This window comes from Sphingobium quisquiliarum P25 (assembly GCF_000445065.1).
In the GTDB taxonomy this organism is placed as follows: domain Bacteria; phylum Pseudomonadota; class Alphaproteobacteria; order Sphingomonadales; family Sphingomonadaceae; genus Sphingobium; species Sphingobium quisquiliarum.
In genome coordinates, this window is record NZ_ATHO01000032.1 from 1 (window position 1) to 15618 (window position 15618).

14 protein-coding genes and 1 pseudogene are annotated in these 15618 nt (G+C 65.4%); 8 read left to right on the top strand and 7 right to left on the bottom strand.

Going from position 1 to position 15618, the window contains the following annotated elements; all coding sequences use genetic code 11:
* A pseudogene (locus tag L288_RS26045) lies at positions 1 to 226 on the top strand (hypothetical protein); the annotation flags it as partial.
* A 1-nt stretch (position 227) separates the two neighbouring features.
* Here L288_RS26045 and L288_RS26050 read toward each other — a convergent pair.
* Complete coding sequence (locus L288_RS26050; RefSeq protein WP_021237079.1) at positions 228 to 1139, bottom strand: LysR family transcriptional regulator; 912 nt, start codon at positions 1137 to 1139, stop codon at positions 228 to 230.
* A 101-nt stretch (positions 1140 to 1240) separates the two neighbouring features.
* On the opposite strand from L288_RS26050, the gene L288_RS26055 reads away from it, so the two are divergent.
* Positions 1241 to 3358, top strand: a complete 2118-nt coding sequence (locus tag L288_RS26055; protein ID WP_021237080.1) for a malate synthase G — start codon at positions 1241 to 1243, stop codon at positions 3356 to 3358.
* Positions 3359 to 3363: 5 nt separating this feature from the next.
* Here the strand turns inward: L288_RS26055 and L288_RS26060 are convergent, their stop codons facing one another.
* Entirely contained in the window at positions 3364 to 3825 is a 462-nt protein-coding gene (locus tag L288_RS26060) for a low molecular weight protein-tyrosine-phosphatase (protein WP_021237081.1), read from the bottom strand.
* A complete protein-coding gene (locus tag L288_RS26065) occupies positions 3822 to 5279 on the bottom strand; it encodes an ATP-binding protein (protein ID WP_031303925.1) in 1458 nt (485 codons plus the stop codon). The genes L288_RS26060 and L288_RS26065 overlap by 4 nt, the downstream gene beginning before the upstream one ends.
* 94 nt (positions 5280 to 5373) lie before the next feature.
* On the opposite strand from L288_RS26065, the gene ppc reads away from it, so the two are divergent.
* The 3 genes from ppc to L288_RS26080 all read left to right on the top strand — a co-directional run bounded on the left by ppc (position 5374) and on the right by L288_RS26080 (position 9457).
* On the top strand, positions 5374 to 8070 hold the full coding sequence (ppc, locus tag L288_RS26070) for a phosphoenolpyruvate carboxylase (RefSeq protein WP_021237083.1): 2697 nt from the start codon (positions 5374 to 5376) through the stop codon (positions 8068 to 8070).
* 182 nt (positions 8071 to 8252) lie between these two features.
* A complete protein-coding gene (locus tag L288_RS26075; protein ID WP_021237084.1) occupies positions 8253 to 8795 on the top strand; it encodes a hypothetical protein in 543 nt (180 codons plus the stop codon).
* Entirely contained in the window at positions 8795 to 9457 is a 663-nt protein-coding gene (locus L288_RS26080) for a hypothetical protein (RefSeq protein ID WP_021237085.1), read from the top strand. Before L288_RS26075 ends, L288_RS26080 begins: the two co-directional genes overlap by 1 nt.
* A gap of 143 nt (positions 9458 to 9600) precedes the next feature.
* On the opposite strand, the gene L288_RS26085 is transcribed toward L288_RS26080, so the two are convergent.
* Complete coding sequence (locus L288_RS26085) at positions 9601 to 10053, bottom strand: peptidylprolyl isomerase (protein ID WP_021237086.1); 453 nt, start codon at positions 10051 to 10053, stop codon at positions 9601 to 9603.
* 153 nt (positions 10054 to 10206) lie between these two features.
* On the opposite strand from L288_RS26085, the gene mgtE reads away from it, so the two are divergent.
* Entirely contained in the window at positions 10207 to 11637 is a 1431-nt protein-coding gene (gene mgtE, locus L288_RS26090; RefSeq protein ID WP_021237087.1) for a magnesium transporter, read from the top strand.
* A gap of 41 nt (positions 11638 to 11678) precedes the next feature.
* Positions 11679 to 12077: a DUF1489 family protein gene (locus tag L288_RS26095; RefSeq protein WP_021237088.1), complete on the top strand. Its 399-nt coding sequence runs from the start codon at positions 11679 to 11681 to the stop codon at positions 12075 to 12077.
* Positions 12078 to 12197: 120 nt separating this feature from the next.
* Here L288_RS26095 and rpoN read toward each other — a convergent pair whose 3' ends face one another.
* The 3 genes from rpoN to L288_RS26110 form a co-directional block, all read right to left on the bottom strand.
* Entirely contained in the window at positions 12198 to 13706 is a 1509-nt protein-coding gene (gene rpoN / locus L288_RS26100; RefSeq protein ID WP_021237089.1) for an RNA polymerase factor sigma-54, read from the bottom strand.
* A 48-nt stretch (positions 13707 to 13754) separates the two neighbouring features.
* The gene (lptB, locus tag L288_RS26105) at positions 13755 to 14540 is read right to left on the bottom strand and encodes an LPS export ABC transporter ATP-binding protein (RefSeq protein ID WP_021237090.1); all 786 of its coding nucleotides are present in this window, start codon (positions 14538 to 14540) and stop codon (positions 13755 to 13757) included.
* 300 nt (positions 14541 to 14840) lie between these two features.
* Entirely contained in the window at positions 14841 to 15131 is a 291-nt protein-coding gene (locus L288_RS26110) for a hypothetical protein (protein WP_021237091.1), read from the bottom strand.
* 217 nt (positions 15132 to 15348) lie between these two features.
* On the opposite strand from L288_RS26110, the gene L288_RS44235 reads away from it, so the two are divergent.
* Positions 15349 to 15591 carry a DUF2934 domain-containing protein gene (locus L288_RS44235; RefSeq protein WP_084465625.1) on the top strand — a complete coding sequence of 81 codons (243 nt, stop codon included), beginning with the start codon at positions 15349 to 15351 and terminating at the stop codon, positions 15589 to 15591.
* The last annotated feature ends 27 nt before the right edge of the window (positions 15592 to 15618 follow it).

Genomic DNA, 15618 nt, shown 5'->3' on the forward strand with positions numbered 1-15618 from the left:
CGACACGGCGGAGGCGGAGCGCCGGGTGGAGGAAGAGGTGCAATCCCGCATCCTGCGTTCCGGCCGTACGAACATCAGCCGCGCGGTTTCCGATCTGGTACGTGCGGGATTGCTGCGGCGGCATTATCGGGGCTACCGGGTGGATCATCCCAATCGCGGCGCGCAGCGGGAGGCGGTTTACACGATCACGCCGGAGGCCCGGCTCGCGCTCGCCCGAAGCTGTTGAGCTAAGGCCGTTCCCGCGATCCGGCGGCATTCCAGGGCGCGCTTTCGAAGCGGTCACGCAAGAAACCGACGAACGCATCGACGACGGGCGGGCGAAAGGCAGCGCGTGGATAGACGGCGTGAACGCCAAGGTCGCCCGGCCCCTCCCAGCCATGCAGCAGCCGCACAAGCTGCCCTTCCGCCAGTTGCGGCCCGATGTCCCACAAGGAACGCAGGGCGATCCCGACGCCGGAGAGCGCCAGTTCGCGCACGATCTCGCTGCTGTTGGTGCGGACATGGCTTCGCCCGTCGACCAGCTTGCGCCCCCGCCCATTGACCAGCCGCCAGGGCAATTGCCCGTCCGCGGCGAGCAGGCGGTGACGGGCCAGATCCTCGATCCGGTCCGGCGCGCCATGCTCCGCCACATAGGCAGGACTGGCGCATAATATCCGCCGGTTGGCCGCGAGCAGTTGCGCGTCCAAGCTGGCGGGAATGTCGCTGGTGATGCGGATCGCAACGTCGATCTGCTCCGCCAGCAGGTCCACATAAGCGTCGGTGAGGTTAAGCTCCAGCTCGATGGCGGGATAAGCCGCCAGAAAGTCGCCGACATGCGGCGCGACATGCAGGCGGCCGAAGGATGTCGGGGCGGACACGCGCAGCGGCCCGATTGCGGAGCGCAGGCGGTTGGTCACCCGATCCTCGGCCTGCGCTATGGCGTCCAGGATCGCCACGATGTCGCGGTGCAGGATCGCGCCTTCCTCCGTCAGCGCAAGCCTGCGGGTGGTGCGGTGGACCAGCCGGACGCCCAGCCGTGCCTCCAGCCGCGCGATCCGCTTCGACATCATGGCGGGGGAGATCATCAGCATCCGCCCTGCCGCCGAAAGGCTTCCCGCCTCCACCGCTCTGGCGAACAGTTCATAGTCCGGGTCCATCATCCATCTTTTCCTTACAGGAAAATATCTCTCTCACTTTTGTCCTCTAGTGCGATGATTGCGGCGGGTCTATAGCGTGGCGCAGCGTGACGATGGAGAATGGAATGCACGAGCGGATCGAAAAGGCTGGCTTGCACGTCGCGCCGGAGCTGGCGCGCTTCATCGATGAGCAGGCGCTGCCCGGAACGGGGCTGGAGAGCGGCTGCTTCTGGACCGGCGTCGCGGAGATTTTCGCCCGCTTCGCGCCACGCAACGCGGAATTGCTAAGGAAGCGCGACGATATTCAGGCGCGGATCGACGGCTGGCATCGCGAACGCGCCGGTCAACCGATGAACGCGGACGGCTATCGCGCTTTCCTGACCGAAGTCGGCTATCTGGTGCCGGAGCCCGCGCCCTTCACCATCGGTTCGACAAAGGTCGATGATGAACTGGCGCGGCTGGCCGGGCCACAACTGGTCGTTCCCATCCTCAACGCCCGCTTCCTGCTGAACGCCGCCAATGCGCGCTGGGGCAGCCTGTATGACGCGCTCTACGGCACGGATGTGATTGCGGGCGCGGCGGCGGGCAAGGGATATGATCCGGCGCGGGGCGCGCAGGTCATTTCCTGGGCAAAGGCGTTTCTGGACAACGCCGTTCCCCTTTCGAGCGGCAGCTGGACTCAATGGACCGGCGGCGTTCCCGCCCTGCGCGATCCCGCGCAGCTTGCGGGCTGGTCAGGCGGCAATATCCTGCTGCGCCACAACGGCCTGCATATCGAACTGGTGATCGACCCCGATCATCCCGTGGGACGCGACGATCCGGCGCATCTGGCCGATGTCATTCTGGAATCTGCTCTGTCCACCATCTGCGATCTGGAGGATTCCGTCGCGGCGGTTGACGCCGCTGACAAGGTTGCGGCCTATGCCAACTGGCTGGGGCTGATGAAGGGCGATCTGGAGGACAGTTTCGAAAAGAATGGCGAGATGATGACCCGCCGCCTGAATAGCGATCGCAGCTATGTCGCGCCCGATGGCGGCAGCTTCACCCTGCCGGGCCGGTCGCTGCTGTTCGTGCGCAATGTCGGCCATTTGATGACGACCCCCGCCATCCTTTTGCCAAGCGGCGGGCAAGCGCCCGAAGGCATATTGGACGGCATCGTCACCAGCCTGATCGGGCTGCACGACCTCAAGCGCAACGGCCGTTTCATCAACAGCCGCGCGGGCAGCATCTATATCGTCAAGCCGAAGATGCACGGGCCGGAAGAGGCGGCGTTCACCAATGATCTGTTCGACGCGGTTGAGGACCTGCTGGGGCTGGAGCGCCATGTGCTGAAGGTCGGGGTGATGGACGAGGAACGGCGGACATCCGCCAATCTTGCCGCCTGCATCCATGCGGTGCGGGACCGGATCGTCTTCATCAACACCGGCTTCCTCGATCGCACGGGCGATGAAATCCACACGTCGATGCAGGCCGGGCCGATGATCCGCAAGGGCGACATGAAGGCCGCAGCCTGGATCAAGGCCTATGAGGACCGCAACGTCCAGATCGGCCTTGCCTGCGGCCTGTCCGGCCGGGCGCAGATCGGCAAGGGCATGTGGGCCGCGCCCGATCGCATGGCCGACATGATGGAACAGAAGATCGGCCATCCCCTGACCGGCGCGAACACCGCCTGGGTGCCGTCGCCGACCGCCGCCACGCTGCACGCGACCCATTATCACAAGGTTGATGTCTTCGCCCGGCAGCAGGAGCGCCGGTCCGAACCTGTCGCCAGCCTGGACGCGCTGCTCACCGTGCCGCTGGCGGACGGGCGCAACTGGTCCGCTGACGAAATCCGCGAGGAACTGGACAATAATGCGCAAGGCATATTGGGCTATGTCGTGCGCTGGATCGATCAGGGCGTGGGCTGTTCCAAGGTGCCCGACATTCACGACATCGGATTGATGGAGGACCGGGCGACGCTGCGCATCTCATCGCAGCATATCGCCAACTGGCTGTTGCACGGTGTCTGTTCGCCGGAGGAGGTCGATGCGGCCCTGCGGCGTATGGCGGCGAAGGTGGATGCGCAAAATGCCGCCGATCCGCTCTATCAGCCGATGAGCGGGAATGAGGACAGGAGCCTGGCCTTCCAGGCGGCGCGGGCATTGATCTTCGAAGGGGTGGCGCAGCCCAACGGCTATACCGAGCCGCTGCTGCACCGCTTCCGCGCGCAGGCAAAGCGGGCGGGATCGGTGTTCGCTCCCTGACGGGTTCAGGCCGTCAGCCGCTGGACGATCGCTCTCGCTGCCCGCGTCACATCGTCCCAGGTGACGTCGAACCCGGCCGCGTCGCCGAGATAGGGATCGGTGACATCGGTCCCTTCGCGGCCGGGGACGAGGTCCATCAGAAGGCGCAGCTCGGCTTTGCCCGCGGCCGGTTGCAACCGCCGCAGGTTGGCGAGGTTTTCGCTGTCCAGCGCAAAGATGAAGTCGAAGCGGTGGAAATCCTGCACGGTGACCTGCCTGCCGCTATAGCCGGACATGTCGAAGCCGTTGCGCAGCGCCACGGCCTGCGCGCGCGGATCGGGCGGGCGGCCGACATGCCAGTCGCCCGTGCCCGCCGAATCCACTTCGATGCTGATCCGGGCGCGCTCCGCTTCTGCGCGCAGGGCGGCTTCGGCCATGGGCGACCGGCAGATATTGCCCAGGCACACGAACAGGACCGACGCGCTCATCCTTCGGCCGCCGCCGTGCTGAGGCCAAGCTGGGGAACGCCGATGGAGCGCCGGCCGCCGAAATCCGTTCGCGCCACGATCACGCCAAGTTTCTCCATATAATCGATCAGCCGCCGCACCCGGCCGGGGGAACTGGTGCCATAGGCCCGCGCCAGCGACGCATCGCCGGGGCAGGGCAGGCCCTCCATCGCCGCACGGGCAATCAGCAGGAAGGGGGCGAGCATGTCTTCGGGCAGCGGTTCCGCCGCGCGCATCGCGTCCTCCCAGCGGCGGTCTGCGGCATCGAACATGCCTGCCTGCGCCATGGCGAAGCGCTTGCGGAAGGCGGGCAGGTCGAGCGGCGGGGTCCGCAGGCCCTTCATGCGGCAGCGGACGCCGAAATCCTGGAACAGGGTGGACAGGCTCGGCTGCGCTTCCCCCAGATCGGCGACGATCTCCTCCAGCACGGCGATGACGACCGGCTCATTCTGCCCGAAGTCCAGTTCGGGCGCGGCTGGCTTGGCCGATGGAGCAGCGGCCAGCGCGCGCATCAATTCCTCGGCGGGCAGCGGCGGCGGTTCCGCGCGGGGCGGAGCGGGGGGCGCAAGCGCCTCTTCCTCGCCCGCCGCGGCGAACAGCAGTTCCTGCAAGTCCTCCGTCGCCGCGACGGGTGGCGGCATCAGCTTGTGGGTTCCCCCGCGCGTGCTGGTCTTCACCGCGCCGATCTTCACCGCGACCGGACGGCGGCAGATGGCGGGGCCCAGCGCTAGGAACCGGCCGCGCTCCAGATCGCGAATCTGCTCCGCCTGCCGCCGCTCCATCCCCAGCAGGTCCGCCGCGCGCGCCATGTCGATGTCCAGGAAGGTGCGCCCCATCAGGAAGTTGGAAGCCTCCGCCGCGACATTCTTGGCCAGCTTCGCCAGCCGCTGCGTCGCGATCACGCCCGCAAGGCCGCGCTTGCGCCCCCGGCACATAAGGTTGGTCATCGCCGCCAGGCTCAGCCGCCGCGCTTCGTCCGACACGTCGCCCGCAGCGACCGGCGCGAACATCTGCGCTTCGTCGACCACGACCAGCGCGGGATACCAATGATCGCGCGGCGCGTCGAACAGGGTCGAAAGGAAGGTGGCGGCGCATTTCATCTGCGCCTCCAGCTCCAGCGACTCCAGGCTGAGCACGACTGATGCGCGATGTTCGCGGATGCGCATCGCCATCTTGACGATCTCCCGCTCGTTATAGTCGCCCGCATCGATCACCACATGGCCATATTCGTCCGCCAGCGTGACGAAATCGCCTTCCGGGTCGATCACCACCTGCTGGACCAGCGCGGCGCTCTCCTCCAGCAGGCGGCGCAGAAGGTGGGATTTGCCCGACCCCGAATTGCCCTGGACGAGCAGACGGGTGGCGAGCAATTCCTCGACATCGACCAGAACGGCGTTGCCGCTTCCGTCGGTCCCTATGCTGATGCTGGCGGTCACGCCGTTCCTTTGGCCCAGCCGGTGGGATTCGCGCAAGGGCGCTGTCCATTTGAAGACGCTTGACCCCGGCTTTGTTGCAGAGCAGCATCGCCCCATGGCCACTGCTTCCAACGGCGCGCCCGCGATCGCGCAGAACCCGGATATCCGCTATCTTGCCCGGCTGCTGGGCGATGTCATCCGTGCCTATGGCGGGGAAAGCCTTTATCGCCAGACCGAATATATCCGCTCCGCCTCCGTCGATCGCGCGCGCGGGCTGCATGGCGCTGACGTGGTGGACACGGGGCTGGAAGCGCTCAGCCTGGACGACACGCTATCCTTCGTGCGCGGCTTCATGCTGTTTTCGATGCTCGCCAATCTGGCGGAGGACCGTCAAGGCGTGGCCGCCGAGCCGGGCGCCGACGTCGCCTCCGCGCTGGAGCAGTTGCAATCGCACGGCATAGGCCGCGAAGCCGTGGCCGACCTGCTCTCCCACGCCCTGATCGTCCCGGTGCTCACCGCCCACCCGACCGAGGTGCGGCGCAAGAGCATGATCGATCACCGCAACCGCATCGCAGAACTGATGCTGCTCAAGGATGCGGGGAAGACCGAAACGCCCGATGGCGAAAATCTGGACGAGGCGATCTTCCGCCAGATCGCCCTGCTGTGGCAGACGCGGCCTCTGCGCCGCGAAAAGCTGTTCGTTCAGGATGAGATCGACAATGTCCTGACCTATTTCCGCGACGTGTTCCTGCCGGTCCTGCCCGCGCTCTACGCGCGATGGGAACGGGTGCTGGGCACGCGCCCGCCCAGCTTCCTGCGCGTGGGCAACTGGATCGGCGGCGACCGCGACGGCAATCCCTTCGTCCAGGCGCCGCAGCTGCGATCGGCGCTGGCGCGCGGATGCGAGGCGGCGCTGGCCCATTATATGGACGACCTGCATGCGCTGGGGGCGGAACTGTCGCTGTCCACCGAGCTTGCCCATGTGCCGCAAAGCGTGATGGACCTTGCCGACCGGAGCGGGGACCTTTCCGCCAGCCGCAGGGACGAGCCCTATCGCCGCGCGATTTCCGGCATCTACGCCCGGCTTGCCGCCACCTACCGCGCCCTGACCGGCAAGGAGCCGCCCCGTCCTTCGTCACTGAGGGGGGAGGCCTATTCAAGCCCCGCCGACCTGCGGCGCGATCTGGTCACCGTCGCGCAGGGGCTGGCGAGCGAGGGCAATGGCGCGCTGGCGAGCGGCGGCGCGCTCGGGCGGCTGATCCGCGCCGTCGAAACCTTCGGCTTTCATCTCGCCACGCTCGACATGCGGCAGAATAGCGACGTGCATCAGCGCGTCGTTGCCGAACTGTTGAAGGTTGCGGGGGTGGAGGCAGACTATGCCGCGCTGGACGAACCTGCCCGCATCGCCCTGCTGCGCCGGGAACTGGCGAGCAACCGCCCCCTGGGTTCCCGTTTCGAGGAATATTCGGAAGAAACCGCGTCCGAACTCGCGATCGTCCAGGCAGCGGCGGAATCGCACCGCATCTACGGCCCGCAATGTATCACCCACTATATCATCTCCAAGGCGGAAAGCGTGTCCGACCTGCTGGAGGTGAACATTCTGCTCAAGGAAGCCGGTCTGTGGCGCGCGGCTCGCGACGGCGGCCCTCCGCGCGCCGCGATCATGGCCGTGCCGCTGTTCGAAACGATCGCCGACCTTGAAGCCGCGCCCGCGATCATGTCCGCCTATTTCGCGCTGCCGGAAATTGCGGGCGTGGTGAAGCAGCGCGGCCATCAGGAAGTGATGATCGGCTATTCCGACAGCAACAAGGACGGCGGCTACATCACTTCGACCTGGGGCCTGTATCAGGCGAGCAAGGCGCTCGCCCCCGTATTCGCGAAGACGGGAGCGGCGATGCAGCTGTTCCACGGGCGCGGCGGAGCGGTGGGGCGCGGCGGCGGCTCCTCCTTCGCGGCGATCCAGGCGCAGCCCAAGGGCACGGTGCAGGGGCGCATCCGCATCACCGAACAGGGGGAAGTGATCGCCGCCAAGTTCGGCACGCGGGATGTCGCCATGACCAACCTGGAGGCGATGACCAGCGCCACCCTGCTCGCCACTCTGGAGCCAGAAGGCATTTCCGACCTGGATGCCGCGCGCTTTGCGGAGGGCATGGACAAATTGTCGCAGACCGCTTTCGCCGCCTATCGCGACCTGGTTTACGGGACTGAGGGCTTCCGCGAATTTTTTCGCGAACTGACGCCGATTCAGGAAATATCAGGCCTCAAGATCGGATCGCGCCCGGCCAGCCGGACCAAGAGCACGCGGATCGAGGATCTGCGCGCCATCCCCTGGGTGTTCAGCTGGTCGCAGGCGCGGGTGATGCTGCCCGGCTGGTATGGCGTGGGCCATGCGCTGGCGGCGTTCGAGGACAAGGCGCTGCTGGCCGACATGGCGCAAAGCTGGTCCTTCCTGCGGTCGGCGCTCGCCAATCTGGAGATGGTGCTGGCGAAATCGGACCTTGGCATCGCGGCCCATTACCTGCCGCTGGTCAAGGATCAGGAGAGGGGGCGGGCGATCTTCGACCGCATTCGCGAGGGATGGAGCCTAACCCATGACGGCCTGCTGGCGGCGACCGGCCAGTCGCGCCTGCTGGACAAGAGCCCGAAGCTGGACGCCTCCATCCGCCTGCGCCTGCCCTATATCGAGCCGCTGAACCTGCTCCAGATCGAATTGCTCAAGCGCCACCGGAGCGGGGAGCAGGATGCCCGCATCAAGGAAGGGATAGAATTGTCCATCAACGCCATCGCCACCGCGCTGCGCAACAGCGGCTAGGACAGGCACGGCAGGCGGGAAGCCCGGAGCGGCGCAGTCCTGATGCCGCCCCGAACCCGCGCCCTTCATGGCCGGGCGCGGGAGCCGGGACAAGCCCCATCTGCTCGCCCCGCCATTCATTCACAACCAATTCAACCGGCCTGCGTTATCGTGCAAGGAAGATGGAGATAAGGAGAAAGGCGATGACGTGGACCGGACACAGGTTTCTGGCTGCGATAGGCCTTGCCGGCGCGCTCGCCTTGGGCGGTTGCGCCTATGATGATGGCTATTATGGCGGTGTGAGCGTCGGCAGCGGCTATTATGGCGGCGGCTATTATGACGATTATTGGGGTCCGGGCTATTATTCGCCGGGCTCCTATGGCGGCTGGTACAACGGCTATTATTATCCGGGTTCAGGCTATTATGTCTATGACCGGGGCGGCCGCCGCCACCGCTGGAATGATGGTCAGCGGCGCTATTGGGAAAATTACCGGCAGGCCCGCCGCGAAGATGGCGGCCGGCGCTGGCGTGATGGCCAGCAACGTCAATGGCAGGGCGATCGCGACGCCAGTCGCCAAGGCTGGCGCGGACGGCGGGAAGGCAATGCCACCGCGACGCCGCCCAGCAGGCCTCCGGTGGTGCGCAACGAATCCCGATCGGATCGCAGCGTGCGCGACTGGTGGCCGGGGGCACAGCGCAGCGGAGAGCGCACCAGCCGCGATGGCCAGCGGGGCTGGCGTAACTGATGCGGGCACGGACCAGCGCCGCCGCCATTATCGCTTGCCTCTCGCTCGCCGCTTGTGACGGGCGGGAGGAAAGCGCCATCGACAACCTCGCCAATGGCGCGAACGCCGCGCAGGTGGAAAATGCCTTCCGCGCGGAGGCGCGATCGGTGATGGAGCCGCTCGCGCCGCCTGCTCCCGGCACGCCCGGCGGACTTCCCGCCGACAGCAAGCCCGTTGAGGAGGAAGAGACGGTCGATCCCAAGGGACCTCAGGGCGCGGCGCAGGTCGTGCAGGGCTATTACGGCCTGCTGGAGGAACGCCGCTTCGATGATGCGCAGGACCTTTGGAACGATGAAAGCGCAATCGGAGCGGAGGATGATGAACGGTTCGCCCGGCGCTTCCGCGGGTTCAGCGAAATCCACGCCAATGTCGGCGCGCCGGGGGCAGTGGAAGGCGCGGCGGGATCGCTCTATGTCGTGGTGCCGGTGCAGGTCTATGGCCGCATCGCCGCCAATGGAAAGCCCTGGTATGCGCTGCGTCAGGTGACGCTGCGCCGCGCCAATGACGTGCCCGGTTCAAGCGAGGCGGATCGCCGCTGGCACATCGAATCGATCGGCCCCTATGTCGCGCCTGAAGAGGGCGAGGCTGATAATGCTGCCGGGAATGTTTCGGAAAAGCCGTAATCAATCTTGGTCATGCTGAACTCGTTTCAGCATCCATCGTGCCATTAAGCTCGGATCATGCCGAAGGCGGATGAATGCTGAAAAAGTTCAGCATGACGAATGAAGAAGCGGGGGCCGACCCTTGGAGTCAGACCCCGGCCCCATCAGGAAACTGTCGCTTTCACGATCTTGCCCGGCGTGCGCGGCGGCTCGCCCTTGGGCAGGGCGTCGACGTGCTCCATGCCGGACGTCACTTCGCCCCAGACGGTATATTGGCCGTCAAGGAAGGTCGCATCGTCGAAGCAGATGAAGAACTGGCTGTTCGCGCTGTTCGGGTTGGACGCGCGCGCCATCGAGCAGACGCCGCGCACATGCGGTTCGCGGCTGAATTCGGCCTTCAGGTCGGGCAGCTGCGATCCGCCCATGCCGGTGCCGGTCGGGTCGCCGCCCTGCGCCATGAAGCCGGGGATGACGCGGTGGAAGACCACGCCGTCGTAAAAGCCTTCCTTGGCGAGCTGGGCGATGCGTTCGACATGGCCGGGGGCCAGATCGGGGCGCAGCTTGATCACGACGTCGCCGCCGCTGTCGAGGGTGAGGGTAAGCGTTTCGTCGGCCATGGAAGTCCTCTCTTGCCGGGCGTGGAGATGTTCGTCCCTATAAAGCGTTAGGTCAGGGATGGAAGCGCCTCATCAACCCTTGAGGCATTGCATTTATCCCGTTCATCGGCAAAAGCAGCGAAATGTTGCAGGAACCGGACAGTAGGGGACGCGATGAGCGAGCGAGCCGATACGGCCGAACCCCGGCCGGACGAAGAATTTGACGGCAATTCCGTCGATCAGGCCGAATCCCGCCATGATGAGGATGACCGGCTGAAGCCCGATTTCGTCTCCGCCGTGCTGGACGCGGTGGAGGATGGCGACCGGGAACGCGCGCGGGACCTCGTGTCGCCGCTGCACCCGGCCGACATAGCCGACCTTCTGGAATTGACCCCCTCCGACCGACGCGGCGAAGTGGCGGCGGCGCTGGGCGATCTGGTCGGGGCAGAGGTTCTTTCCGAACTCAACGACTATGTCCGCGACGACCTGCTCGACTCGCTCGCGCCCGAACAGGTGGCCGAATTCGCCGCTGAACTCGATACCGACGACGCTGTCGCCATCATCGAGGATATGGAGGAGGCCGACCAGCAGGCCGTCCTTGAGGCGCTGGACCCCGAAGACCGCGCCGCGATCGAAAGCGCGCTCGCTTATCCCGAGGAATCCGCCGGGCGCCTGATGCAGCGCGATCTGGTCGCGGTGCCCGAACATATGACCGTGGGGCAGGTCATCGACTATCTGCGCGACAATCAGGACCTGACCAAGGATTTCTGGGAAATCTTCGTCGTCGATGAAGCGCACAAGCCGATCGGAACGTGCCAGTTGAGCTGGCTGCTGACCTGCCCGCGCCCCATCGCCATGGCCGACCTCATGAAGCGGGAACAGACGCTGATCCCGGTCGACATGGACCAGGAGGAAGTGGCGTTGCGCTTCCAGAAATATGCGCTGATCTCCGCCGCCGTGGTGGACGGCAACGGGCGGCTGGTCGGCATGATCACGGTCGACGACATCGTCCACATTATTTCCGAGGAAGCGGGCGAGGATATCCTGCGCCTGTCGGGTGCGGGCGAGGGCGACATCAACCAGCCGATCCTGATGACGGTGCGCACGCGCCTCGTCTGGCTGATCGTCAATCTGGGCACTGCGATGATCGCCGCGTCGGTCGTCGGCCTGTTCGAAAGCACGATCGAGCGTCTGGCGCTGCTGGCGGCGCTGATGGGCATTGTGTCCGGCATGGGCGGCAATGCGGGCACGCAGACGCTGGCGGTGATGGTTCGCGCCATCGCCACCAATCAGGTGACGAGTTCGAACACGCTGCGCATGATCGCTCGTGAATTCCGCATCGCCGCCACCAACGGCACGGTGCTGGGAACGTTGATCGGCATCGGTTCCTACCTGATCTACGGCCAGTTGGGACTGTCCCTCGTCTTCGCCGCGGCGATCCTCATCAACAATATGGTCGCAGGGCTGGCGGGCGTGCTGATCCCGATCACGCTGGACCGCAACAATATCGATCCGGCTGTCTCATCGGCCGTGTTCGTCACGATGATGACCGATTCCCTGGGCTTCCTCACCTTCCTTGGGCTGGCGACCATCTTCCTGACGTGACGCATTGATCCGGCCGCCATCGCCGCCCATCTATCCCGCCGATGCCATTGCACCTCACCAAGATCGCCTTCCAGAGCGAAAGCCCTGCGTCGCTGCGCGCATGGCTGGAAAGTCATGAAACCGAAGCGCGCCTGACCACCCGCTATCTGCCCAAGCGAGTGAGCGAGATGGAGGGCGGCTCGCTGTTCTGGATTCACGGCCACCGGCTGGTCGGCCGCAGCCCGCTGATCGGATTTCAGGAAACAGGGCAGGGCCGCTTCTGGATCAGGTTGCAACCCCGGCTGATCGCCGTGCGCGGCACGCCCAAGCGCGCGCATCAGGGCTGGCGCTATCTGGAAGAACAGGATGCGCCGCCTGACCTGGGCGAAGGGGAGGCGGACGACCTCGACGCCATGCCCCGCGCCATGCTGAGCGAACTGACGCGGCTGGGATTGGTTTGAGGAATATCCCGCCACCGCCGCCCCAGACTACCGTTCACCCTTAGCCTGCCGAAGGCGCCACCGAACGCGAGGTATCTCTGCGCCTGGCCCGGCCTGGACCGTGACAGTTCGGCAGAAATCCTAAGCCGCTTTCCCCCGCAGCGCCTTCTGCCGCCGCCTCTGGACGGATGAGCCTATCCCCAGTGACTCGCGATATTTGGCCACCGTGCGCCGCGCTATGTCCATGCCCTTGGCGCGCAGCATGTCGACCAGCGTATCGTCGGACAGGATCGCCTCGGGCGCTTCGGCCGCGATCAGCGCCTTGATGTGGCTCTTGACTGCCTCGGCCGACACAGCGCCTTCGCCGCCTGCCGCCGCGACGCCGCTGGTGAAGAAATATTTCAGTTCATAGACCCCGCGCGGGCAGGACAGATATTTGTTCGACGTCACGCGGCTGACCGTCGATTCATGCATGCCGATCGCATCCGCCACGGTCCTGAGCGTCAGGGGCTTGAGGTGCGCGACGCCCTTGTTGAAGAAATCCTCCTGACAGCGGACGATTTCGCTGGCGACCTTGATGATCGTCTTCTGCCTCTGGTCCAGCGCCTTGACCAGCCAGTTGGCGCTGGCGAGGCAATCGGCGAGCCAGGCCTTGGATGCGCGGTTCTGCGGACCGGACGCCAGTTCCACATAATAGCTGCGGTTGACCAGCAGGCGCGGCAGGGTGGCGCTGTTGATCTCGATCGACCAGCCGCCGCGCGCGGGATTGACGAACAGGTCGGGCGTGACCGGCGGCGCGCGATCGGCCGAATAGCGCAGGCCCGGCTTGGGATCATAGCCGCGCAATTCGCGGATCATGTCCGCCATATCTTCTTCATCCACGCCGCAGATCCTGCGCAACTGCGGCAGCGCGCCCTTCGCCAGCAGGTCCAGATTGTCGAGCAGCTTCGCCATGCACGGGTCGTAGCGATCCGCTTCCTTCGCCTGCAACGCCAGGCATTCGGCCAGCGACCGCGCGCCCACGCCCGAAGGATCAAAGCCGTGGATGACCGCAAGCACCGCCTCCGCCTGCGCGAGCGGCACGCCCAGCGCATGGGCGGTTTCCAGCAGGTTCGCCTCCAGATAACCGGCCTCGCTGATCTGGCCGATCAGCTGCGTGGCGATCAGCAGGTCCGTGCCTGACAGGGCGGCCCGCGCCTGATCCATCAGATGCTCCTGCAAGCCCTGTTCGGGGTTGGCGAAGCTGTCGAAGTCGATCGCTTCCCCGCCGCCGCCAGGCAGCGGGTCCATGCCGCCCGATCCGATGGCCGCCATCCGGTCCGCCGGGCCATCGTCGATGAAGATGTCCGCGCCATGATCGACATCCAGCGGCGCGTCCGCTTCGCCCCGGCCTTGCCCGATCAGCTGATCTACCCCGCCGGTTTCGGCCGGAAGCACGGGCTGCTCCGCCTGCGCATCGATCCCGCTGGCGTCAGGCGCGGGATCGACCGGCGCGCCCGTTTCCAGCAACGGATTCTTCTCAAGCTCCCCCGCCACAAAGGCGTCCAGTTCCAGATTGCTGAGCGCCAGCAGCTTGATCGCCTGCTGAAGCTGCGGCGTCATCACCAGCGACTGGCTCTGCCGTATGTCGAGGCGCGGCCCAAGCGCCATCAGCCTCTCCCCTCACCACCGGCAGGAAGGAAGGACCGGCCCGTCATGTCAGAGCGAGAAATTCTCGCCCAGATAGAGCCTGCGGACGTCGGGGTCGGCGACCAGTTCGGTCGGACTGCCCGCAAACAGCACCTGGCCGCCATAGATGATGCAGGCGCGGTCCACGATGTCCAGCGTCTCGCGCACATTATGGTCGGTGATCAGCACGCCGATCCCGCGTGTCTTGAGCTGCTTCACAAGGTCGCGAATGTCGGCGATGGACAGCGGATCGATGCCCGCGAAAGGCTCGTCCAGCAGCACGATGGACGGGTCCGCCGCCAGCGCCCGCGCGATTTCGCACCGCCGCCGCTCGCCGCCCGACAACGCCATGGCCGACGAGTCGCGCAGCTTCGTCAGGCCGAATTCGTCCAGCAGTTGCGCCAGCCGCGCCTCGCGCGCCGCCTTGTCCGGCTCCGCCAGTTCCAGCACCGCGCTGATATTCTGGGCCACCGTAAGGCCGCGGAAGATGGAGGTTTCCTGCGGCAGATAGCCCAGACCCAATATCGCGCGGCGATACATGGGCAGGCCGGTGACATCCTGCCCATCCAGGATGATGCGGCCATGGTCGGGGCGCACCAGCCCCATCACCGAATAGAAGCATGTCGTCTTGCCCGCGCCATTGGGTCCCAGCAGGCCGACCACCTCGCCCTTGCCCACCGTCAGCGACACATCGGCCAGCACGACGCGCTTGTCATAGCTTTTCGCGATCGAGATCACGGACAGCCCTTCGCCCACCTCCTTGGGAGAAAGGCGCGATGCCGGGGCTGTTCTGTCCTGGATCGTCACATTGTCCATCGCTCATCCTTGCCGCCACATGGCTCAGCGCGATAAAATAGGAACGCCGCCATGCAATTGGCAAGCTTTGTGCATGGGATCGCCGCCGGGGCAAGGGGGAAAATGCGCTGTGTCCCACTTCCGGCGCGTAACGCCGCGCCGGCGTGCGCGGGCATCAGATCGGCATCGCAGTCTTGTATTCGGGTATCGACAGGGTGAAATGAGGCGCTCGTGACGGAAAGCAGGCATGAAAAAAGTGGACCTCCTGGGCGGAGATCCACTTTCATTTGCCTGTTCCAGCGGAACTAAGCCAGACCGGGCTTACTCCTCGCCATTATCCTTGACGCCCACGGTGGGAACCTCGACGGTTTCCTGCTTGGTGCCGACGACGACCTCCTTGGAATCGACATCCACCTTGGGCAGGGCGCCGCCATCGACACTGACCTCCGGCATGTCGCCGCCCTTGACATCGGCCTTCCAGAAGCCGGTAGCGAACAGGATGCCGACAATTGCCAGAATGACGACCAGGACGATCGCAAGAGTGCGGCCCGTCCGGTTCTTGTGAACGACCACGCGGTCGCCAGTATAAGGGTCTCGATGCACTTCAGCCATCACAATCCTCCTCCAGAGATGGTGCAAACGGATGTATGGAAGCTGTGGTTCCCGGAAGATTGTTACGGAAGGCAAAAGGAAAGGACAGTAACCGGCCCTATAGCGTTGTTCTCGACTGAAAATCCGCCATCATTTTTCATGCCGGAGACGCGCATCCAATTGCGGCTTCGCGCATTTCTTCATGCGGCCTCCCAACCGGCCGCCAGGAGGAACGCTCATGGGCCAGGAAAAAGACGACCGGCACGAAGCTGTAAAGGCACGCGCCTATAGAATTTGGGAGGAGGAGGGATGCCCGCCGGGCCGGGACGAAGACCATTGGTTGCGCGCGGAACAGGCGATAGCGGCGGAAGAAGCCGCTCCCGCTGATTCAAGCGCGGCCGGAGCGGTGCCGGAGGGAGGAAGTGCAGCTTCCCCCCAGAAGGCGGCGTCCCGGCGCAAGGCAGGACCTGCCAGCCAATAGCCTTTTCCTGACGATGCCAAGCTGAAC